The following is a 22,227-nucleotide window of genomic DNA, read 5'->3' on the forward strand; positions in this document are numbered from 1 at the left end:
ACCAATAAGATTTGCCAGCTGGAGTGACAGATGCTGAAGAAAAGTATGAACATTGCCGACTATGATCCTGAGCTGTTCAAGGCGATTGAGGATGAAACCCGTCGTCAGGAAGAGCACATTGAGCTGATCGCCTCCGAAAACTACACCAGTCCCAGAGTCATGGAAGCCCAGGGCTCACAACTGACCAACAAGTATGCCGAAGGTTATCCCGGCAAGCGTTACTACGGTGGTTGTGAGTATGTCGATGTGGTGGAGACTCTGGCAATTGAGCGTGCCAAGCAGCTGTTTGGCGCTACTTACGCCAACGTTCAGCCACACTCAGGTTCACAGGCCAACAGCGCGGTTTATATGGCGTTGCTGCAACCCGGCGATACCGTACTGGGGATGAACCTGGCTCACGGTGGTCACCTGACCCACGGCTCTCCGGTTAACTTTTCCGGCAAGCTGTACAACATCATCCCTTACGGTATCGATGAGTCTGGCAAGATTGACTACAGCGAACTCGAAACGCTGGCGCTGGAACACAAGCCCAAGATGATCATCGGCGGCTTCTCGGCCTACTCAGGCATAGTTGACTGGGCTCGCATGCGCGAAATCGCTGACAAAATTGGCGCTTACCTGTTTGTCGATATGGCACACGTAGCTGGTCTTATCGCTGCCGGTGTTTATCCTAACCCTGTGCCGCATGCCCACGTGGTGACGTCGACTACTCACAAGACACTGGCCGGTCCCCGCGGCGGTGTGATTCTGTCGGCTGCCGACGATGAAGATCTGTACAAGAAGCTGAACTCCGCGGTATTCCCGGGCGGTCAGGGTGGTCCTCTGATGCACGTTATCGCCGGTAAAGCCGTAGCCTTCAAAGAAGCATTGGAGCCGGAATTCAAGACCTATCAGCAGCAGGTGGTCAACAACGCCAAGGCCATGGTTGAGGTGTTCCTCGAGCGCGGTTACAAGATAGTTTCCGGCGGTACAGATAACCATCTGATGCTGGTGGATCTGATTGGCCGTGAGCTGACCGGTAAAGAAGCCGACGCCGCTCTGGGCCGCGCCAACATCACAGTCAACAAGAACTCAGTGCCTAACGACCCCCGCTCACCCTTTGTGACCTCCGGGGTGCGTATCGGTACACCGGCCATCACTCGCCGCGGCTTCAAGGAAGCCGAAGCCCGTGAACTGACCGGCTGGATCTGTGATGTGCTCGACAATGCTCACGATGACGCCGTTATCGAGCGCGTGAAGGGCCAGGTGCTGGAACTGTGCGCTCGCTTCCCTGTTTACGGTTAACCTTTTCAAGGGAATAGGATAAACTTCGATGGCCGCTGAATTAAGCGGCCATTTTTATTTCTGCCATTTAGCAGCAGCGGCTGCCGGCAACTGAGCACCAGGAGGCATAATGCATTGTCCATTTTGCAGCGCGACGGATACCAAGGTGATAGATTCCAGGCTGGTGGCAGACGGTCATCAGGTGCGCCGTCGCCGGGAATGTACTCTGTGTCATGAACGCTTTACTACCTTTGAAGGTGCCGAGCTCGTCATGCCCAGAGTGATCAAGCGCGATGGCAGCAGGCAGCCGTTCGATGAGGACAAGCTGCGCGGCGGTATGCTGCGCGCCGCCGAGAAACGTCCGGTTTCCATGGATAAGATTGAAGAGGCGATCAGCAAGATCAAGTCTACCCTCAGAGCCACAGGCGAGCGGGAAGTGACCTCGGAAATGATCGGCAACCTGATGATGGATCATCTTATCGAGCTGGATAAGGTGGCCTATATTCGCTTTGCCTCCGTGTATCGTGCCTTTGAAGATGTGTCAGAGTTTGGTGAAGCGATTGCCAAGCTGGAGAAAAAATAGGCTGTCAGTCACAGCCAACTGTTAAGTAACGGAAACCCCCATGTGGTCCAATACTGATATCGCCATGATGAGCCGCGCCATAATGCTGGCTCGCCGTGGCCGTTATACAACCCGTCCCAACCCCAATGTCGGCTGCGTTATCATAGATGCCGATGGCAAGATTGTCGGCGAAGGCTGGCATCAGCGTGCCGGTGAGCCCCATGCCGAAGTACATGCCCTGAAAATGGCCGCTGACAAGGCCCGCGGCGCTACTGCCTATGTCACCCTCGAACCCTGCAGTCACTATGGTCGCACGCCGCCCTGTGCCGAAGCCTTAATTAAACATGGCCTCAAGCGGGTGGTGGTGGCAATGACAGATCCCAACCCTCAGGTGGCCGGCCGAGGTATCGGCATGCTGCAGGAAGCCGGGGTTCAGGTGCAGAGCGGTCTCTTGGCCGAACAGGCCAGAGCGTTGAATCCAGGCTTTTTATCGCGGATGGAGCGAAATCGCCCCTGGGTCACTCTCAAGCTGGCGGCGAGTCTCGATGGCAAGACGGCGTTGGCCAACGGCGAGTCCAAGTGGATAACCGGCCCCGAGGCGCGCCGCGACGTGCAAAGGCTCAGGGCCCGCAGCTGCGCTCTGCTCACCGGCATTGAAACCGTATTGGCCGATGACCCCTCCCTGAATGTCCGGCACGCTGAGCTTGGCAGTCTGGGTGAAACCCTCAGCGAGCAGGAGCTTATTCAACCGCTGCGGGTGATACTCGACAGCAACTGCCGTATGCCGCTCGATGCCAGGTTATTGAAGATTGTCAGCCCAGTGCTCTTGGTCAGCTGCCGCCCCTATGAGGATGAGTTCCTAGCCGCTTTGCCGCCTTATGTCACCACTTTGGTGTTGGTCGGTGAAGACAACAGAGTCGATATCACAGCGCTGCTGCAACACCTGAGCCAGAGCTGTAATGCGGTTTTGGTCGAGGCCGGGGCAACGCTTTGCGGCGCCTTTATTACCGCGGGACTGGCCGATGAGCTGTTGCTCTACCAAGCCCCGAAACTGCTTGGCGCAGCTGGCCGAAACCTGCTGGCCTTGCCAAACTATCAGCAGATAGCCGATACCCCGGCGATACGGGTAACTGATCAACGTAAGCTTGGCAATGATACCCGGCTTACTCTCAAGATAGGTGATTGAATGTTTACCGGAATAATTGAAGCTGTCGGTACAATACGGGCACTGGAGCGCCGTGGTGATGATATTCGTCTGACTGTGGCCAGCGGCAAGCTGGATCTTGGCGATGTCCAATTGGGTGACAGCATTGCCACCAACGGCGTGTGTCTGACCGTGGTTGAACGCCTGGCGGATGGTTATGTGGCCGATATTTCGGCTGAAACCGTTAGCCTCACCGGCTTTGACCGCTACAGTGTCGGCACCAAAGTCAACCTGGAAAAGGCGGTCACGCCAAACACCCGCTTGGGCGGGCATCTGGTCAGTGGCCATGTGGATGGTATGGCGCGGGTCATCAGCGTGACCCCAAGGGGCAAGGCGCTGGAGTTTTGGCTTGAGGCGCCTGCTGAGCTTGCCCGTTACATTGCCCATAAAGGCTCCATTACCGTCGATGGCGTCAGCCTTACGGTCAACGAAGTGGATGGCCGCAATTTCCGTCTCACCATAGTGCCGCACACCGCCAGCGAAACTACTTTGCTTGATCTACGTCCCGGAGTTCAGGTGAATCTGGAGGTGGATCAGATAGCCCGCTATCTTGAACGTCTGATGCAGCACGAAGAGGAAGGGCAGCCCAGCGAAGGCGTGACTCTTGCTATGCTCGCCAAGGCCGGTTTCATGCGCTAGATGTGCGCAAGCACACTGGTTATCGCGCGCTAACAGGTTAGAATTCATTGATTACACAGAACAAGAGATAAAGGTCTTACAATGGCGCTACACAGTATCGAAGAGATCATCGAGGATATTCGTCAGGGCAAAATGGTTATCCTGATGGACGATGAGGACAGGGAAAATGAGGGCGACCTCATCATGGCGGCGGAGAAAGTTACCCCGGAAGCGATCAACTTCATGGCTCGCTTCGGCCGTGGTCTTATCTGCCAAACCATGACCAAGGCTCGCTGCCAGCAGCTGAATCTGCCGCTGATGGTCAGCAATAACAACGCCCAGTTTTCGACCAACTTCACCGTCTCCATTGAGGCCGCTGAAGGGGTTACCACAGGTATTAGCGCCCATGACCGCGCCGTGACAGTGCAGGCGGCTGTGGCTAAAAATGCCAAGCCGTCCGACATAGTTCAGCCCGGGCATATTTTCCCTTTGATGGCACAGGATGGCGGGGTGCTGGTGCGCGCCGGTCATACCGAAGCCGGTTGCGATCTGGCGCGTTTGGCCGGTTTGGAACCTTCGGCTGTGATCGTGGAGATCCTCAATGAGGATGGCACCATGGCGCGCCGTCCGGATCTGGAAGTGTTCGCCAAGGAGCACGGCGTTAAGATGGGCACCATTGCCGATCTGATCAACTACCGCAATAACACAGAAACCACAGTGGTACGTGAGGCCAAGTGCAAGCTGCCTACCCGTTTCGGCGAATTTGAGCTGCATACCTTCCGTGACACCATAGATAATCAACTGCACTTTGCCATGGTCAAGGGCGAGATTGTCGACAATATTCTGGTGCGGGTACACCTGCAAAACACCATTAATGACCTGCTGTTCTCTGAGCGTGATGAAGTGCGCAGCTGGCCGCTTGAGCAAGCCATGGCGAGGATTGCCGCCGATGGTGGCGTGCTGTTGCTGCTGGGTAACCAGGAGCCTAACGAGAGCATTATCGCCAAGGTCAAGGCATTTGAAGCCGAAGACAAGGGTGAAGTGCCGGTGACCGCCAAATGGCAGGGAACCTCCCAAAGGGTTGGGGTAGGCTCACAGATTCTGGCGACGCTTGGTGTCAACAAAATGCGCCTGCTCAGCTCGCCCAAGCGTTATCACTCTTTGGGGGGCTTTGGTCTGGAAGTCACTGAGTATATTCCCGGCGAATGAGCCGACAGAATTAATTAACCATTTCCGAATAATTGCATAGGGCGGAGGGGTAAATTGCGTGCTATCATAGCGCCACTTTTTGCCCCCGGCCGGGTGCTTTAGCCAAGTTAGGTAAGATAATGAACATAGTTCAAGGTAATATCGAAGCAAAAAACGCCAAAGTCGCGATCGTTGTATCCCGTTTCAACAGCTTTGTGGTTGAAAGTCTGCTGGAGGGTGCCGTAGACACTCTTAAGCGTTTCGGTCAGGTAAGTGAAGACAACATCACTGTGGTACGCGTACCTGGTGCTTTCGAGCTGCCTTTGGCCGCCCGTCGTGTTGCCGCCAGTGGCAAGTTCGACGGTATCATCGCCCTGGGGGCAGTGATCCGTGGTGGTACACCACACTTTGATTTCGTTGCAGGTGAATGCAATAAGGGTCTGGCTCAAGTGGGTCTGGAATTCGACATCCCGGTATCTTTCGGGGTATTGACTACAGACACTATCGAACAGGCCATTGAGCGTTCCGGCACCAAGGCTGGCAACAAAGGCGGCGAAGCTGCCCTGGGTCTGCTGGAAATGGTGAACGTGCTGCAACAACTTGAGCAACAGCTGTAATACAGGAAAAAGCATGAAGCCTTCAGAGCGCCGCAGAGCCCGCCGTTTAGCGGTTCAAGCCATCTATTCATGGCAACTGAGCGGGAACAATATTGCCGATGTGGAGCACGAGTTTCTGACCGAGCAAAACATAGACGGCGTGGATGTCGCCTACTTCCGTGAACTGTTCACCGGAGCGACAACCAAAAAGGCTCAACTGGACGAGTTAATTGCCCCCCATCTGGATCAACGTCCCATAGAGGAGGTGGATCCCGTGGAGAAGGCCATTTTGCGTTTGGCGGCTTACGAGCTGACTTTCCGCAAGGATACGCCATACAAAGTGGTGATCAACGAGGCTATCGAGTTGGCCAAGGCGTTCGGCGCTGAGGACAGCCACAAGTTTGTCAATGGCATATTGGACAAGCTGGTAGCTCGTCGCTGAACCAGAAAGAAATTAGACAAACGGTATCGTCAGATACCGTTTTTTCATTGGAAAACCGGGAGGCTGCGAACCTGTGGCCAAGTCAACAGTGAAAGAATTTCAAATTATCGAGCGCTATTTTCACGGCCGCGGCCAAGCGCGCAAAGATGTCCGCCTGGGCATAGGTGATGATTGTGCCCTGGTGCAACCCGCCGAACACAAATCCATTGCCATCTCCTGCGATACCCTGGTGGAAAATGTCCACTTTTTGCCGGATATGCCGGCTCAGGCGCTGGGTTACAAAGCCTTGGCGGTCAACCTGTCCGATCTTGCCGCCATGGGGGCCGAGCCCGCATGGATGACCTTGGCGTTGACCATGCCTAGTGTCGATGAAACCTGGCTGGAGCAATTTAGTGCAGGTTTATTTGAAGCGGCTGATTACTATGGTATTTCTCTGGTTGGAGGCGATACCACTCGCGGTCCTAAGGCCATCAATATCACGGTTCATGGCCAGGTGCCGGAAGGCAAAGCACTCATTCGTAGCGGCGCCCGCGCCGGTGATTGGATTTATGTCACAGGTTCCCTGGGTGATTCTGCCCTTGGGCTGGATATCATCCGCGGTGAATTGAAGGCGAGGGCGGAACACAAGGAATACCTGGTCAACCGTCACTATCATCCCAGCCCCAGAGTACTGGCCGGTCAGTCGCTGAGAGGCTTGGCGTCGAGCGCCATAGATCTCTCTGATGGCTTGCTGTCGGATATCAAGCATATACTCAAAGCATCGGCCGTCGGTGCGGTTATCGAAGTGGATAAGCTGCCGCTGTCCCAGGCGATGAAAGATACAGTCACAGCGGATGCGGCACTCGACTATGCCCTCTGTGGCGGCGAAGACTATGAGCTGCTGTTCACTGTGCCGGAAGCGCAGCGCGGCGCGCTGGAAACCGCCTTGGGCCATGCCGGAGTCAAGTTTTATCAAGTCGGCCAGATACTCGCCGGCAATCAACTCAGGCTGCAATATCATGGTGAAGTATTCGAGCCGCAACAGACAGGATTTGAGCATTTTTAAATGAAGTGGTTTGCTCATGACGAGGCGCTCGCAAGGGTCAGCCTCAAGAATCCGGTGCACTTTCTGGCACTTGGTTTTGGCTCCGGCCTCGCGGCCAAGGCGCCGGGGACTTTTGGAACCTTGGCTGCTGTGCCAGTGTATCTATTGCTGTCTCAGTTTAGTTTGGGTGTGTATCTTGCCGTGACACTGCTGGCCTGTATCGGCGGCATCTATCTATGCGACAAGACTTCCAAAGATATGGGGGTGCATGACCACGGCGCTATCGTTTGGGACGAAGTGGCGGGGTTACTGATCACCATGATTGCAGCGCCCGCCGGAGGGCTCTGGTTGCTGCTGGGCTTTGTGTTATTCCGCGTTTTCGATATCTTCAAACCCTGGCCCATTCGGGTGCTGGATGCCAAGGTGCATGGCGGCCTTGGCATCATGGCCGATGATATCCTGGCCGGTATCTTCTCAATGTTGTCACTGCAGGCGATTGTCTGGGCGATAGGCTGAAACAGCCTTGAGCCGAAATGTATAAGCCTTGAGCCCAAATGTATAAGCCTTGAGCCGAAATGTATAAGCCTTGAGAGTGGGTTCCCAGCGCTTGCTCTCTAGCTTTGAAGCAAGCTAGCCCGTTACTCCAGAAAATAACTGACGCCATCGATTCGGTGCCTTTCCCCCTGTTATCCCCTTCTACTCATATTTACCGGTTTGGGTTAAGCCCGTTATTTGAGTGCTTTATGCCTAATCCCCAAAGCCGACTATCCTTAAGCTAAGGGAACCCTCATGGGGGCAGTATGATAGGTTGGCTGGCCAACGCCTTGTTCCGGCGCTGCGGCTGTGTAGGACTCTTGGCTCTGTTGTGGATCTTGCCTGGCTTAGGTGCAGACCACGTCCGGCCAGAATCTTACTCACCGGCCGTAGCGCCGACCATTACCCTGCTCAGTGTCAAAGGGGCTATAGGCCCTGGGGTCAGCGACTATTTGATCCGGGGGATAGAGAGTGCTGCTGCAACCCCAGACAGTCAGTTGGTGTTGATCACTCTGGATACCCCGGGAGGCCTGGTATCCAGCCTACGGGATATCAATCAAGCGATTCTCGGTTCCAGGGTGCCGGTTGCCTGCCTAGTCTATCCATCCGGAGCTCGTGCAGCCAGCGCCGGGACTTACATCTTATATGCCTGTCATATCGCCGCCATGGCGAGTGCCACCAGTCTTGGGGCGGCGACTCCTGTGCAACTGGGACCCATGGGAAATGAACCTCCGGAGCCCAAGCCGTCAGAGAATGAAGCCGAAAAACCAGTGGGCGACAGCAACAGTCAAAAACTTGAGCGCAAGCAGCTTAATGATGCCATTGCTTATATTCGGGCACTGGCGGAGCTGCGTCAGCGTAATGTCGAGTGGGCCGAGAAGGCGGTACGTGACGCGGCAACCCTGACGGCCTCGGAAGCGCTGGAGGCTAATGTTATCGACTATATCGCCGATACGCCGCAGCAACTCCTGGCCATACTTGATGGCAAGTCGGTAGCCATGCCTGGTGGTGCTCGGATACTCAATACCGAAAACGCCATAGTGCTGGATCGCAGCCCGGATTGGCGTGCCCGATTTATTAATCTGCTCACCAACCCTAATATCGCTTACATCCTGATGTTATTGGGGATCTACGGTTTGCTGCTGGAATTTTACAGTCCTGGCGCCATGTTGCCCGGGGTAATAGGGGGGATCTGTCTGCTGTTGGCCTTGTATGCCTTCCAGTTGCTCCCCATCAGCTATGCCGGTGGCGGTTTATTGCTCTTGGGAATTATTTTGCTGCTCGCCGAGGCCATGTTGCCAAGCTTTGGGATTTTGGGATTCGGCGGCCTGGCAGCCTTCGTGCTGGGGTCGGTATTTTTGGTGGACAGTGAAGTGGAAGCCTTTCGTATCGCCTGGCCTGTGATAGCTCTGGTTAGTGTCGTGAGCCTGCTGTTTTTCCTGCTGTTAATCAGCTTTGTGTTCAAGACCCGCAAATTGTCCGGAGTGGCCGGCGCCGAGGGGATGGTAGGAGAATATGCCAGGGTGATAGAGGGTTTTCCCGGGCGCGGCCGGGTGCATTTTATGGGGGAAGATTGGCAAGGTGACAGCGAACAGGCCTTGAGCCCAGGGCAACGGGTGCGGGTTTTGGGCCTTAAGGGGCTGGTACTCAAGCTGGCCGAGGTGAAAAGTGGTGATATCGAGCCGACCGAAAATCAACGCAGAGGAGACTGACATGGGCGAAGCTATCAGCGGTAGTTTAAATATTTCCTTTGGGGTGTTATTGGTGCTGTTTGCGGCCTTGCTTATCAGCATGTTCCGCATCCTCAGGGAGTATGAACGTGGGGTGATTTTCTTTCTCGGGCGTTTTTACCGGGTCAAGGGGCCTGGGCTTATCATACTGATCCCTGTGGTGCAGCAGATGGTGCGGGTGGATCTTCGAACCATAGTGATGGATGTGCCCTCCCAGGATGTGATCAGCCGTGATAATGTCTCGGTGCGGGTTAATGCCGTGCTCTATTTTCGGGTAGTCGATCCGCAAAAGGCGATTATCAATGTGGAGAACTTCCTCGCCGCCACCAGTCAGTTGGCACAGACCACCCTGAGATCCGTGCTCGGTCAGCATGAGCTGGACGAGATGTTGGCCAACAGGGAGATGCTCAATGCCGATATTCAAAGGATCCTCGACTCCCACACAGATGCCTGGGGCATCAAGGTAGCCAATGTGGAGATCAAGCACGTGGATCTCAATGAAAGTATGATCCGCGCCATCGCCCGTCAGGCCGAGGCGGAGCGGGAGCGGCGGGCCAAGGTGATCCATGCTCTGGGGGAGATGGAAGCCTCGGAAAAACTGGTGGAAGCGGCGCAGACGCTGGGGAAAGAACCCAATGCCATCATGCTGCGCTATCTGCATACCCTGACGGAAGTGGCGGCAGAAAACAATTCGACCATCCTGTTTCCGCTGCCGCTTGAGTTACTGAGCAAATTAAATGGTGCATTTAGCAATTTAAATGAAAAATCCAAAAATTAGCCTGAAACTGTTTGAAATTTCGCCTATTTACAAGGGGTTAATATATTGTTAGTTTGAGCGTTTGGGGATAGCTCAATAACAGGCCTCCGGCCTAAGTTGTTTTAGTCGCGACTTGATCTGACACATTATCTTGAAAAGGTGAGAGTTACCCGTTTTGATAAAGGAGTCAAAGCTTCAATCAAAACAAAAGAGGTAACTCTCATGCTGCATACTAACAATCCCATAATTAAACACAAAGCAGATCACACATGGGACTTGCTTGTATCTTCCTTAGGCTCTAAGTTCACAATACTATAACGGCTATAATTGCTGCACCTAGTATATATAGGCCACTAGATAATGAAATTGATTTAATCACGCTAAACTCTTTTATCTCTATCTTCTTGATATTATCCATTTTTACAGACTTCCCTTCTCCGGATAACGTCGAATCAGTTGTGCTCTCGACTTTAAACTCAATTATTTCATCTGAGGTAGTGGTTATTTTGATATCCTTTCCTATATAGTTTGATGGGGGGGTAGAATCAAATTTAACTTCGTTCAATGATGTACAGCCAGATAACATCAAACTGATTAAGAGGATCATGGTTAAATTTTTCATAGTAACCTCAATTTTATGGTTCATAACATCCATGGCTTGCGCCACCTGGTCTTGCGCATGGGTTTATCCAACGTCCTGTATCATAAACCGCTTGGTTTTCGTAAGATATTTTATAGTTTCCTGATATATCAAAATCAACTTTGTTCATGTAGTATTCTCTGTAATTCCAACCAGTGTAATATCTATGGTTTTTTTCAGATATTGCTATTGATATATATTTTTCAGGATGTATTCCTTTTATTGTGTTTTTTATTTCAAAGCCTAAGTCCATACCATTAATAATCCAAGTGTTATCAGGTATAACGCTTTCAATTCCAGCCACATAATATTTGTGGTTGTGAATGCTGCTTAAGATGGAGTTCAATTTTTGTTGGAAAAAATTAGGCTTAAAAATCTTTAGCAATGATTTTGTTACCTTTGCTACTAACTTGTTAAATGTTCCATTCCCGTCAATATCTATATGGACTCTAAGGTTTCCATTGTCTCTAATGTTATAGATTTGACCATTAATAGGGTTATAATCTGCCGAAAGATTTAACTCTGATGTTTTGATTTTTGCGTATAATGTCAGTCCAGATATGTCAATTTTTATCTCAGTCGATATTGTAAATCCTTTAACAGTTGCTGTTATTATTCCATCAGGCTGTGTCATTATTTTTTTTCTAATGGCCCATTTAAAGTTACATGTTTCAACTCCCTATACCTGAATGTTGGTAGCTTGTTGATTTCCGCTCTTGTGCTTGATTCTATAGATGAGAAGAGTTTTTCATTAATAGATTTTAATATTTTTTTTGTTTCATTATGTATTGGGAGTCCTATGGATTCATTGTTGATAACCATCAAGCAATTCCATTGACCTGATTTTTTTCACTAATTTCAACAAGGTGGTTGGTTCTAGATACATAAGTTGGATAATAAGCCGTACTTGATGTTGAAAAAAATAACGTTAATACTAATAATATTTTTCTCATAAAAACTCCTTTTTCGTATTTGCCCCTTGAGCATAATTTGTAAATTATGCATTTCTTAAGTAACCAAAAAAATGCGTATAAGGCAATCAAAAAATCAATCTTTAACATTTTTGCATTTATTTTTTATTTGTTAAGCTTTTGGTTGATTAGTTGCTTTATTGGGTGGTGTTTGTTTTAGTTGTTGATTTTTGTCTTTTGATTGGTGTGTTTTTGTGTCACCTTGTGTTTTTTGTACTTTTCTAACACCAACTAAAGCTTTGCCAACCTGAGTATTGTAATCTCACAGGTTCAGTGTCGGGTTTATCAGTTGTATGTATCGGCGCATCGGCTGTCAGATCCATTAATTTTCCTTGCCAGGCTTATGGGGTTTCCAAGGCGTTGTTGCCTAAATCAGTGGAACCTTTTTGGCACTTTATGATCAGAGCTTGCATCGCAAGGTTTACGGTCAATATCATGGGCAAGTCAAAGCGCACTATCACCAATTGGAAGCAAATTAGTTAACCGTAGCTCTATCATTTTCTGGTTGGACAAAGCGACTCAACACTGTCAGGTGATAGGCAATATGCGCCCCTGGAGTGTGGATCAGGAGCAGCGGCCCTTGTTTCGTGCCGTGCCCGGTTATCCAATTCAGTATGCCAGGATGAGCCGAGAAGGTTGGGTCAACGTGGAAGTGACTGTAAACGAACAGGGCTTTGTCAGCCATGTGGAAGTGCTGGATTCCAAGGGTGGCAAGCAGTTTGAAACTGAAACCGTCAAAGCCGTGTCAAAGTGGCGCTATGCACCCAAGTTTGTCGATGGTAAGCCCGTTAGCGCCAAGACGTGGTCAAAGATTTCCTGCACGCTGTAAGGCTGCAGAGCTGATTGTAGCCCAATAAAAACGCCGGCAGTTGCCGGCGTTTTTGTCCTCCTCATCCTGAGTTAGATAAGGAACACATTCAGACTACAGGCGCCGTGGGCACCAACTACCAGTGCCTGCTCAATGTCAGCCGTCTTGGATGGGCCGGCGATAAACACCCCAAACTCACCCGAGTCCAACATTATCTTGTCGGCTGCTTCATGCATGTTGGCGACAATGGCATCGGCTTCAAGTACCAGGAACAGGTTCTCACAGATAAAGGGCGTGATCCTGTGGGACAGAGATTTCTGACTGACCCAGATGGCACCGTTTTCAGCAACACCCACTTGACCTTTGATCACTGCATAATCGATATCACGCAGATCATGGCTGTCTTCAGGGACTTCACGGTTACCGCTAACCCCTTCCACTTGAGAGATAATCTGCTTGCCTTCGGCTATCAGGGCATCGACTTGCTGTTGCAGCTCACTAAAGCCTCCGCGCTTATGCAGTTTGCCGGCAACGGTTCCCAGGTTGGTTTCAAACTGGCCAATCAAGTCGTCCAGTCGGGGGGCCACATCTATGGCCGGCATATTGTGTCCTTCAAGTGCGCAGGACTTAAGGGCATCCAAAATAAAAGATTTGCTGGACATCTGATTAGCTCCTGTTTTTCTTGAACCAGGCCTCGAAACTAGAGGCGGGTGCCTTGGGCAGTTCACGGTATTTACCCCAGGCGCCGGAGAATGGCTTGAGCAGGCTGCCGGGCAGTATTCTCAAGCCCAGTCTAGCCATGCTCATGGAGCAGTTCAGCATAGTGGTACTGGCCATAAATTTGCCGACCAATGGCATATAACTGCCTTTACCGTAAGGCAGTTTACCTGACTCGGCCTTTAGACGACGCTGACGGAAGATGATCTTGTCCAATGGCACCTTAGTGGGGCATACATAGGAGCAAGAGCCGCACAGGGTACAGGCCCAGGCGATGGAGTTGGTGTCATCGTCCTGCGCACCGACTGCGATGCCAATTGGACCTGGAATAGTGTAGTTGTAGCTGTAACCACCGCTGCGACGATATACAGGGCAGGTGTTCAGACAACCGCCACAGCGGATACACTTGAGCGACTCGGCAAGGATCTTGTCCTTGAGCATCTCAGTACGGCCGTTGTCCACTATGATGACGTGCATCTCACCACCGGCCTGCGGGCCGCGGTAGAAGCTGGAGTAAGTGGTTACCGGCTGGCCGGTGGCGTTGCGGGCCAGAGTACGCAGGTAAACTGCGGCGCTTTCCACCGATGGTACCAGCTTGTCTATTCCCATGGAGTGCAGCTGCAGCTTAGGCAGGTTACAGCCCATGTCGGCGTTACCTTCGTTGGTACAAACAACCACTGCGCCCTTGTCGGCGATGGCCATGTTAACCCCTGTCATGGCAGCATCGGCACTGAGGAATTGCTCACGCAGATGGGCACGGGCGGCACGGGTCAGGTAAGTCGGGTCGCTGGCACCGGCCTCTGTGCCGAGTTTTTCATGGAACAGTTCGCCCACTTCCTCTTTCTTGAGGTGAATGGCGGGGACCACGATATGTGAAGGAGGCTGTTTTTTCAGCTGAATGATGCGTTCACCCAAGTCAGTGTCTATGACCTCTATGCCCTTGCTTTCGAGGAAGGGATTGAGGTGGCACTCTTCGGTGAGCATGGACTTGGACTTCACCAGCTTCTTCACCTGATGGCTGGCCAGAATCTCATGTACTATACGGTTGTGCTCGGCGCCGTCTTTGGCCCAATGCACTTGAATACCGTTCTGGATACAATTGGCTTCGAACTCTTCCAGATACTTGGCCAGATTGGTCAGGGTATGCAGTTTGATGGCCGAACCCAGATCCCTCAGTTGTTCCCACTCGGGCAGGCTGCCGGCGGCGCGGTCGCGTTTTTCCCGCAACACCCACAGGGCTTTGGAATGCCAATCAACTCTGGACTCATCGCGGCAGAAGATCTCTGCTTGGCTGGCGTGGGCTTTGGCCCCTTGTGTCTGTGACATGGCTATCTCCCTAAATGGCAGCGTTGAGGATCTGTGCCAGATGGCGGGTTTCTATCGGCAAGTTTTGGCGGCGGATCATGCCATCCAGATGCATCAGACAGGATGGATCAAAACCTACGGCATAGTCTGCTCCCGTGGCTGCATGGGCCTGAGCCTTGTCTTTGCCCATTTTGGCAGACACAGCACCTTCATCTACCGCAAAGGTACCGCCGAAGCCGCAGCATTCATCGCGGCGATCCGGATAGGTGATCTCTATGCCGGGAATGCGTTCCAGCAGGGCTTCCATTTTGTTGTAACGTGGGCCCATGTATTCACTGGGGCTGGCGAGATCCAGCATACGGATACCGTGACAACTCAGTTGTAGGCTCACCTTGTGCGGGAAGGGCTTGGGGAAGCTCTCTACCGGGGCGATATCGTGCAGGAATTCGGTCAATTCGTACAGTTTGGCGATAACGGCCGCGGCTTCCGGGCTGTTGTCAAACTCATGGAAGTTTTCTTTGGCGGCTACCAGGCAGGAGGCCGCTGGACATACGATAGCATCGCATTCGACTCCCTTGAAGGCATTGAGCAGCTTCAATGTAGTGTTACGGGCTTCGTTGAAACAACCCGAGTTGGTCATGGGCTGACCACAGCAGGTTTGGCCTTCAGGCAGGATCACCTGGTGCCCCAGTTTCTCCAGCAGTTCCAAGGTGGCGATGGCCACATCCGGCAGCATCTGGTTGACCAGACAGGGAATAAACAAGGCTATCTTCATTTGGTGTTTCCTAATTGGATGTTGCTTGCGTTAACCGACATCATCTATGTCCGGTGTGGCCAGATGCTTTCTGACTCTGTATTTGAACATCACCTGACACAGGGTAAATATGCTTGAATATAAGCCTATAACCACACAATAAATAGTGCTAATTCAGTAAATGATTAAAATCTTTTTTGCAAAAATGAGAAGGTTTTAATTATTTGATTTTAATGGTGTTTTTAGTCTTTAGTTTGTTCGTTAATCCGAACGCAAATCCGTTATATAACACAGATGAAAAAAGAGGGAGCTAATGCTCCCTCTAAGTATAGTCAGCGACTGCACTCCTCCAGCAGATAAGCTAGGTGGCGGTAGGAAATACCACTGTGGTGACTCAGGCCCACTTCACACATACGGTTGGCGTAGTAGCCTTCCTTGAAGTCGGTGGGGATGAGTTTCTTGATGTTACGCAGCGCCGAGGCGTTGATCTCAGGTTTGTAGAGACCTTTCTCTCCGGCATAACCACAACAGTCGACACCGGCCGGGCGCAGCACCTTGTTGGAGCAGGCATCGGCAATGGCTTGCATCTTGGGTTCCAGCTTCATTTTACGTGCCGAGCAACCCAGGTGCAGTGCCACATTGACCTTCTTGGTGAGGGTGAGTTTCGGCAATACCTTGTCGTGCAGGAACTCGACCAGATCCAACAGTTCAACCTTGGGATTGCCGGAAAGAGCACGGTAGGTGCAGGAGAGAGCATCGACAACCACGGGCAGCTTGCCGCCCTCTGTCATGGCACTGACCGCGTCAATAAGTTCGTCACGTTTCATGTCGGCGTTCTTGAAATCCCCTTTGGATTCCCACATCTGGCCGCAGCACAGATTGCGGGTCTTGGCCGGCGTAATCACGTTATAGCCGGCACGCTCCAGCAAGGTCACTACTACTTCAGGTAGGGTGCGGTCATCGGGATCCAGCGGTGTTGGGCCGAAGGTGCGGCCGCCGCAAGCGGCGAAATAGACCACGGTTTCCTGGTTGGCTTTGGGAGCTGATGGCTTGGGCAGCTTACCGCCTTTGGGGAAGTCAGGGTTCCAGTAAGGCACTTCTTTGGAAATTGCCCGGCCCATGTTCATCAGCCCAGAGGTGATCCCCGTGCCCGTGAGTTTGTGTATTGTGCCCAGGGCATCAAAGCCTGTGCTCAGCACCTGGTTGACGGCGCCCCAGTGCTTGGCCTGGAAATCCAGAACCTTCTGCTCTGTGGTGGTGATGTAGGGAGTACGCAGCTTGCGGACCAGCTGGCCCATGCTGTTGTCTACCGGGCAGGCAATGGTACACAGCTGGCAGGCGGCGCAGGTATCCACTACATCATACTTGGCGGCGGCACGCATCTTCTCGGCCGCTTCCTTGTCGCCGCTCTGTTCCAGACGCTCGATTTCACGCAAGGTAGCTATCCGCTGTCTGGGTGACAGGTTCAGCGCCGAGGTGGGGCAGGTCTTTTCACAGAAACCGCATTCGATACACTTGTCTACCAGGTCGTCCACTTCGGGACAAGGCTTGATATTCTTGATGTGTACCTGCTTGTCGTCGTTGAGGATCACCCCTGGGTTCAGCAGTCCTTCGGGGTCGAAGATCTGCTTGATGTTTTTCATCAGGGTGTAGGCGTCACTGCCCCATTCCATTTCCACAAAAGGTGCCACGGCGCGGCCTGTGCCGTGCTCGGCCTTCATCGAACCGTCGTACTTGTTGATCACCATATCGGCGACCGCTTCCATAAATTGATGGAACTGTTCGATATCGGCCTGGGAGCCGAATTTAGGGGTAATGATAAAGTGGAAGTTACCGGCCAGGGCGTGGCCGTAGATCACCCCTTCAGGATAGCCGTGCTTATGGAACAGCTCGGTCAGATCGTGGGCTGCACTGGCCAGGTTTTCAACCCGGAAAGCTACGTCTTCGATGATTACCGAAGTGCCCTTGGGGCGCTCGCCACCGATAATGGGGAATAGGCCGGAGCGCATGGCCCAGTATTTACCGTAAACGGCAGGATCACGGCTGAAGCTGATGGGGCGCTCGGTCTCGATATGTGCCAGTTTCGCGATAACGTCCTGGGTATAGCGTTCCAAAGTTTCATCATCATTGGCGCGGGATTCTATCAGCAAAATCGCGGCGCCTTCCGGCAGTTCGGCCAGCCAATCCGGCATACCTTTCTTGCCGGTAACCGCCTTAATGGAGGCCCAGTCCAGCAGTTCGGCAGCGGCTACGCTTTCGCCCTGAATAGGAGGGATTGCCCGGGCCGCATCTTCCATATTGAAGAATACCGCCATCGCCGAGGCCTTGAATTTAGCCTCGTCCACTGTGTGATAGGTGACTTCGTTGACAAACGCCAGGGTGCCTTCGGCGCCGACTATGATGTGGTTAATGATGTCGAAGGGATCTTCAAAATCCACCAGGGCGTTGAGGCTGTAACCTGTGGTGTTTTTAATGGCGAATTTTTTGCGAATTCGCGCTGCCAGGGTCTCATTACCGCGAGCCATGGCACCCAAGTCTGCCAGCGCCTTGAGCAGTTCGGGGTGTGATTGACTGAAGGCTTCTCTGGACTCTTCGCTGCCGGTATCAAGCTCTGTGCCATCGGCCAGCAGCAGTTTTACTGAGGAGATGGTTTGGTAGCTGTTTTGGGCCGTGCCGCAACACATACCGGAAGCGTTGTTGGAGACGATACCACCCACCATGGCAGAAGCCAGAGTTGCCGGATCCGGGCCGATTTTCTTATTCAAAGGTTTGAGGGCAGCGTTGGCATCGGCGCCAATAACAGCGGCACCCAGAGTGACCTTGTTACTGTCTTCACTGATATCCAGAGTACGGAAACCGTCGAATCCCAGGATAAGCAATATGCCTTCTCCTATGGCCTGACCCGACAGACTGGTACCTGCGGCGCGGAAAGTCACCGGAGCACCGTAGCTTCTGGCTACAGCCAGAGTGCGTTTTACCTGCTCCAGATCCTCGGCATGTACCACAACCTCGGGCACTATCCGGAAATAGCTGGCATCGGTTGACCAGGCAAAACGGCGCACAGGGTCGTCACTGACGGCAGTTTCTCCCAACTGTTTACGCAGGTCACGGATCACGGCTTCATAGTTGATAGACATAAGACATTTCTCTACACATTAAATTTGATAATAAAGGCAGCGCCAAGGGCGGCTGCCTTATCGAGGAGTTATTATCGTTTTTAGAATCCACCCCAAAGCATTGCCAAGGTACCGGCCAGCAAAGCATAGCCAAGTGCTACAGGCATAGTCTTGCGGATGATTTCAGATTCGCGACCGGCCATACCGACCACAGTTGCCGCCGCGACCACGTTCATCACGCACATCATGTTACCGGCGTTGGCACCAATACCTTGCAGTGCCAGGATAAGTGCATGGTTGGCCCCTATGTTATCAGCCACGCTGTATTGCAGGCCGGAGAACATCATATTGGAGAAGGTGGCCGAACCCGACAGGAAGGCACCGAAAATACCGACTATGGGGGAAATCCAGGCCCAAACGCTGCCGAGGCTTCCAGCCAGCATATCCGCCAATGCTACCGGCATGGATTGCAGACCTGCACTGTTGGTGCCTGAGTTTAGGAAGATTTTTACCATAGGCACGGAGGCACCCAGGGAGATAATGGTTGGCACCATGGATTTGCAGGAAACTGTGACCGATTCTTTGATGGCCTTGGAGTTCATTCTGAACAGGAAGAAGCCCAGAATACACACGGCAACAAAGAAGGCGCCCGGTGCAAAGAAGGTGGCGAAGCCAGCCTTGAGCTCTGTGCCTAATAGGCCGGTCCAACTGATGTTGAAGCTGTTCAACCAGGCTTTCAGTGGCTGTACCACACGTGAAAGCACCAAGAGACCTGCCATGATCAGGTAAGGGGTCCAGGCGGCCAACTGGGAGAAACGCGCCTTGCTCTCCACTTGAGCCGTTTCGCCCTCTTTGTCGTTTTCGGCAAAGTCATTCCAAGGGGTTTTAGGCAGTAACCAGCCTTTGCGGGCAACTGGGATTACCAATGCCATACCGACCAGGGCACCAATCACGGAAGGGAACTCTGGACCGGCGAAGAAGTTGATCAACCAGGCTGGAATGGTGAAGGCCAAACCGGCAAATAGGGCAAATTTCCAGATGGCAAAGCCTTCCTTGAAGGACTTATTGCGACCAAAGAAGCCTGTCAGTACAGACACCATTACCAAGGGGATCAGCGTACCTGTTATCAGATCTATGGTGATCATATGCATGGCAATGAACTGGGCATAATCACTGAAGTGACCGCCATGTTCGGCAATTTGCGCCGCAGCCATGCTGGTACCGCCTTCGAGCAGACCCTGTTCCATACCAAAGAGCACCGGCAGACCAATGGCACCGAAAGACACTGATGTTGAGTCGGCGACCAGAGCAACCACGGCGGCCGCAACTGGTGGGATACCCAAGAGGACCAACAGAGGCGCGCCAATCGCGGCGGGTGTACCAAAACCGGCAGAGCCTTCAATAAACGAGCCGAACAGCCAACAGATGATAATCACCTGTACCCTGGCGTCTGAGCTGATATTGGTAAAGCCGGCACGAATGGTATCCATGGCACCTGAATATTTCAGGGTGTTGAGCAGGAATACTGCACCGAAGATGATGGTTAAAGGTGTAATCGCCGACAGCAGGCCTTCAACCACGGAGGCGGCCAGTAGAGTAGTGTCCATCTGCCAGATAAAAACGGCGGCCAGGGCGGTTATCACCATGGAGATTGGCATAGCTCTGGATGCAGGCATCCGGAGCAACACCAGGAACAGCATAACGCTGATCACGGGTGTCAGACTTGCGAGTAACTGAAGAAATGTCATGGTTGCCTCATCATTTCATATGTTGCTTGTGCTTATTGTGGTGTTGAGAAAGTGCTATCGCCTTTCCCATTTGTTGTTGTGCGTGCTTATCATGGTTAATTTACCCGGAACCAAAATGATCTGGATCATCTTGCCTTTCGTATCTGGCTTAAGTTTTTGGTTATGGGAGCCGCGTCTCCGCTGGCAAATGAAAAAGTGTGACGAAGATCACTGTTGCTCTGGCGTTTATATAACTTTGGGGAATAGATATTTAAAAAATGGCCCACAACCTTAGGAATTATGGCTTTGTTTTACTCAAAATGGTAATAAAGTGATCCTGTTATTTCATTTGTGATGGAATGACAGGCTTATATCGCAAATCTCGAATGTGATTTAAGTCACACTAATTGAGCTTTTGGTGAAGTTGGTTTTGGGGTGTTTTTATTTAAACCAATAAAAATCAGATAGATAAGTTGTTTTTTCTTGCAGGGTTACCGTGATCTTGGTCACCGTTATATCGGGCGCTATAAAACGTGATATTGATCACGTGAGTGCTGTTTTACATTTTTTGAAAATAAATAACAAAAAAGCACCTTTGTTCTCAGGTGCTTTAACCTTGACCTAATGCTGAACTGTGTTTGTAGCTGCAAGAGTTTGCTCAGACCACTCAAGCTTCAAAAGAGTTTACTGCCCCAGCCCAATTTGTTACGCAATACATGAAAGTAGTTGTGCCCCTTTGGGTGGATGAGTTTGAGCCGCTCCTTGCTGCGTCTTAGGATAATTTCATCGCCCGGCATTACAGACAAGGTGACATGGCCGTCACAGCTTACTTCCAGGTTTTCGCCGTTTTCCGGTGACACCACCAGTTTGATGATGCTGGAGGCGTCGACCACTATGGGGCGGCAGGAGAGGGTATGGGGAAACATGGGCACCAGGATCAGTGCTTCGAGATTAGGGGTCAATATCGCGCCGCCGGCCGACAGCGAATAGGCGGTTGAGCCGGTCGGTGTAGACACTATCATGCCATCGGCCCTTTGGCTGTACATGAATTGGTTGTCGATATAAACCTCGAACTCGATCATATGGGCTATCTTGCCTGGGTGCAGCACGGCCTCGTTGACGGCGGTATTGCTGGCTTTGACTTCGCCGTGGCGATAAACCTCGGCTTCGAGCAGGAACCTGTGTTCTGTGGCGTATTCGCCATCCAGCACCTTGGCGAGCGACTCTTCAAAGGCATCCGGCGGCAGATCGGTTAAAAATCCCAGATTACCGCGGTTGACACCGATAACACCAAGATCGAAGCGTGCCAGAACCCGGGCCGCGCCCAGCATATTGCCATCCCCCCCGACCACTATCGCCAGATCACAGTGCTCGCCGATATCCAGTAAGTCTACTGCACGTACATCTTTCCCGAGTTCAGCCGCGACTCTTTCTTCCACCAGCACATCATAGCCTTGCATTTTCAGCCAATAATGCAGACGCTTAAGGGTCAGGTTGGTCCCCTGATGGTGGGGTTTTCCTATCAGGCCTATAGTATGAAACTCAGTGGACATAGATTTTGGGAACTCTGGGGGTTGAAACGGTCAATTTGATCCCCATAATATGCCCAGAGTATGCAGAAACAAAGCATTTTTAGCTGGAGTAGAAATGAACAAAGAGTCATTTAAAGCAGAGCAGGAACAGGTCGAAGAAGTGGTTGACCAGGTTGAAACCACCGAGGGCGTAGCTGAGGAAGGCGGCATTATCGACGAGCTGACTCAGGCTAACTTCCGTATTGAGGAGCTGGAACAGGCTTTATCTGACGCACAGGCGACAGTTGAGGAGCAGAAAGATTCTGTCATCCGTGCCGCAGCTGAAGTTGATAACATACGTCGCCGGGCGGCGCAGGATGTAGAGAAGGCACATAAGTTTGCCCTGGAAAAGTTCAGCAATGAACTGCTGCCTGTGATCGATAACATGGAGCGTGCTCTGGTGGGCGCAGATAAGGCCGATGAAGTCACCAAGCCTTTGTTTGAAGGTGTTGAGCTGACACTGAAGAGCTTCCTGTCAGCGGTGGAGAAGTTCGGCGTCAAACAGATAGATCCTATGGGTGAAGCCTTTAACCCTGATCAGCATCAAGCCATTGGCATGCAACCAAGCGCCGAGTTCCCGGCCAATACCGTGATGTTGGTGATGCAAAAGGGCTATCAGCTTAATGAACGTCTGTTGCGTCCTGCCATGGTAATGGTGTCCAAGGGCGGTGAAAGCGTCGATACCCAAGCCTGATAGCGC

At 52.0% G+C, this 22,227-nt stretch carries 22 protein-coding genes; 13 read left to right on the forward strand and 9 right to left on the reverse strand.

Annotation, left to right across the window (positions count from 1 at the left end):
• Positions 1-30 precede the first annotated feature (30 nt).
• The 11 genes from glyA (at position 31) to CX651_RS03615 (ending at position 9,939) form a co-directional block, all read left to right on the forward strand.
• A complete protein-coding gene (gene glyA, locus CX651_RS03565; RefSeq protein ID WP_101053577.1) occupies positions 31-1,284 on the forward strand; it encodes a serine hydroxymethyltransferase in 1,254 nt (417 codons plus the stop codon).
• A 109-nt stretch (positions 1,285-1,393) separates the two neighbouring features.
• Positions 1,394-1,846: a transcriptional regulator NrdR gene (gene nrdR, locus CX651_RS03570; RefSeq protein WP_025009434.1), complete on the forward strand. Its 453-nt coding sequence runs from the start codon at positions 1,394-1,396 to the stop codon at positions 1,844-1,846.
• A gap of 40 nt (positions 1,847-1,886) precedes the next feature.
• Entirely contained in the window at positions 1,887-3,011 is a 1,125-nt protein-coding gene (ribD, locus tag CX651_RS03575; RefSeq protein ID WP_101053579.1) for a bifunctional diaminohydroxyphosphoribosylaminopyrimidine deaminase/5-amino-6-(5-phosphoribosylamino)uracil reductase RibD, read from the forward strand.
• On the forward strand, positions 3,012-3,668 hold the full coding sequence (locus tag CX651_RS03580) for a riboflavin synthase (RefSeq protein WP_101053581.1): 657 nt from the start codon (positions 3,012-3,014) through the stop codon (positions 3,666-3,668).
• A gap of 81 nt (positions 3,669-3,749) precedes the next feature.
• Positions 3,750-4,856 (forward strand): bifunctional 3,4-dihydroxy-2-butanone-4-phosphate synthase/GTP cyclohydrolase II, encoded by a 1,107-nt coding sequence (gene ribBA, locus CX651_RS03585; RefSeq protein ID WP_028779054.1) that lies wholly within the window; start codon positions 3,750-3,752, stop codon positions 4,854-4,856.
• A 119-nt stretch (positions 4,857-4,975) separates the two neighbouring features.
• Complete coding sequence (gene ribH / locus CX651_RS03590) at positions 4,976-5,452, forward strand: 6,7-dimethyl-8-ribityllumazine synthase (protein ID WP_025009431.1); 477 nt, start codon at positions 4,976-4,978, stop codon at positions 5,450-5,452.
• Between the two features lie 13 nt (positions 5,453-5,465).
• The gene (gene nusB, locus CX651_RS03595; protein WP_101053583.1) at positions 5,466-5,873 is read left to right on the forward strand and encodes a transcription antitermination factor NusB; all 408 of its coding nucleotides are present in this window, start codon (positions 5,466-5,468) and stop codon (positions 5,871-5,873) included.
• An 88-nt stretch (positions 5,874-5,961) separates the two neighbouring features.
• Positions 5,962-6,918, forward strand: coding sequence for a thiamine-phosphate kinase (gene thiL / locus CX651_RS03600; protein WP_101053635.1), 957 nt, complete (start codon positions 5,962-5,964; stop codon positions 6,916-6,918).
• The gene (locus CX651_RS03605; protein ID WP_101053585.1) at positions 6,919-7,413 is read left to right on the forward strand and encodes a phosphatidylglycerophosphatase A family protein; all 495 of its coding nucleotides are present in this window, start codon (positions 6,919-6,921) and stop codon (positions 7,411-7,413) included. It abuts the gene before it with no gap.
• A 284-nt stretch (positions 7,414-7,697) separates the two neighbouring features.
• Positions 7,698-9,143 (forward strand): NfeD family protein, encoded by a 1,446-nt coding sequence (locus tag CX651_RS03610; protein WP_101053587.1) that lies wholly within the window; start codon positions 7,698-7,700, stop codon positions 9,141-9,143.
• 1 nt (position 9,144) lies between these two features.
• The gene (locus CX651_RS03615; protein ID WP_039034261.1) at positions 9,145-9,939 is read left to right on the forward strand and encodes a slipin family protein; all 795 of its coding nucleotides are present in this window, start codon (positions 9,145-9,147) and stop codon (positions 9,937-9,939) included.
• Between the two features lie 283 nt (positions 9,940-10,222).
• On the opposite strand, the gene CX651_RS03620 is transcribed toward CX651_RS03615, so the two are convergent.
• The 3 genes from CX651_RS03620 to CX651_RS20235 form a co-directional block, all read right to left on the reverse strand.
• A complete protein-coding gene (locus CX651_RS03620; protein ID WP_101053637.1) occupies positions 10,223-10,540 on the reverse strand; it encodes a hypothetical protein in 318 nt (105 codons plus the stop codon).
• Between the two features lie 13 nt (positions 10,541-10,553).
• Entirely contained in the window at positions 10,554-11,192 is a 639-nt protein-coding gene (locus CX651_RS03625) for a hypothetical protein (protein ID WP_101053589.1), read from the reverse strand.
• A 187-nt stretch (positions 11,193-11,379) separates the two neighbouring features.
• Positions 11,380-11,511, reverse strand: a complete 132-nt coding sequence (locus CX651_RS20235; RefSeq protein ID WP_268249203.1) for a hypothetical protein — start codon at positions 11,509-11,511, stop codon at positions 11,380-11,382.
• Positions 11,512-12,073: 562 nt separating this feature from the next.
• On the opposite strand from CX651_RS20235, the gene CX651_RS03635 reads away from it, so the two are divergent.
• A complete protein-coding gene (locus CX651_RS03635) occupies positions 12,074-12,358 on the forward strand; it encodes an energy transducer TonB (RefSeq protein WP_101053639.1) in 285 nt (94 codons plus the stop codon).
• Positions 12,359-12,429: 71 nt separating this feature from the next.
• Here CX651_RS03635 and CX651_RS03640 read toward each other — a convergent pair whose 3' ends face one another.
• The 6 genes from CX651_RS03640 to nadK form a co-directional block, all read right to left on the reverse strand.
• Positions 12,430-12,999, reverse strand: coding sequence for a LutC/YkgG family protein (locus tag CX651_RS03640; RefSeq protein ID WP_101053593.1), 570 nt, complete (start codon positions 12,997-12,999; stop codon positions 12,430-12,432).
• A gap of 4 nt (positions 13,000-13,003) precedes the next feature.
• Positions 13,004-14,380, reverse strand: a complete 1,377-nt coding sequence (locus CX651_RS03645) for a lactate utilization protein B (RefSeq protein ID WP_039035939.1) — start codon at positions 14,378-14,380, stop codon at positions 13,004-13,006.
• 10 nt (positions 14,381-14,390) lie between these two features.
• The gene (locus tag CX651_RS03650; protein ID WP_101053595.1) at positions 14,391-15,134 is read right to left on the reverse strand and encodes a (Fe-S)-binding protein; all 744 of its coding nucleotides are present in this window, start codon (positions 15,132-15,134) and stop codon (positions 14,391-14,393) included.
• Positions 15,135-15,445: 311 nt separating this feature from the next.
• Entirely contained in the window at positions 15,446-18,250 is a 2,805-nt protein-coding gene (locus CX651_RS03655; protein WP_101053597.1) for an FAD-binding and (Fe-S)-binding domain-containing protein, read from the reverse strand.
• A gap of 80 nt (positions 18,251-18,330) precedes the next feature.
• Positions 18,331-19,977, reverse strand: a complete 1,647-nt coding sequence (locus CX651_RS03660; protein ID WP_101053599.1) for an L-lactate permease — start codon at positions 19,975-19,977, stop codon at positions 18,331-18,333.
• 653 nt (positions 19,978-20,630) lie between these two features.
• Positions 20,631-21,509 (reverse strand): NAD(+) kinase, encoded by an 879-nt coding sequence (nadK, locus tag CX651_RS03665; RefSeq protein ID WP_039035936.1) that lies wholly within the window; start codon positions 21,507-21,509, stop codon positions 20,631-20,633.
• Positions 21,510-21,603: 94 nt separating this feature from the next.
• On the opposite strand from nadK, the gene grpE reads away from it, so the two are divergent.
• On the forward strand, positions 21,604-22,221 hold the full coding sequence (gene grpE / locus CX651_RS03670) for a nucleotide exchange factor GrpE (protein ID WP_101053601.1): 618 nt from the start codon (positions 21,604-21,606) through the stop codon (positions 22,219-22,221).
• Positions 22,222-22,227 lie beyond the last annotated feature (6 nt).

Source organism: Shewanella chilikensis (assembly GCF_002836945.1).
GTDB lineage: Bacteria > Pseudomonadota > Gammaproteobacteria > Enterobacterales > Shewanellaceae > Shewanella > Shewanella chilikensis.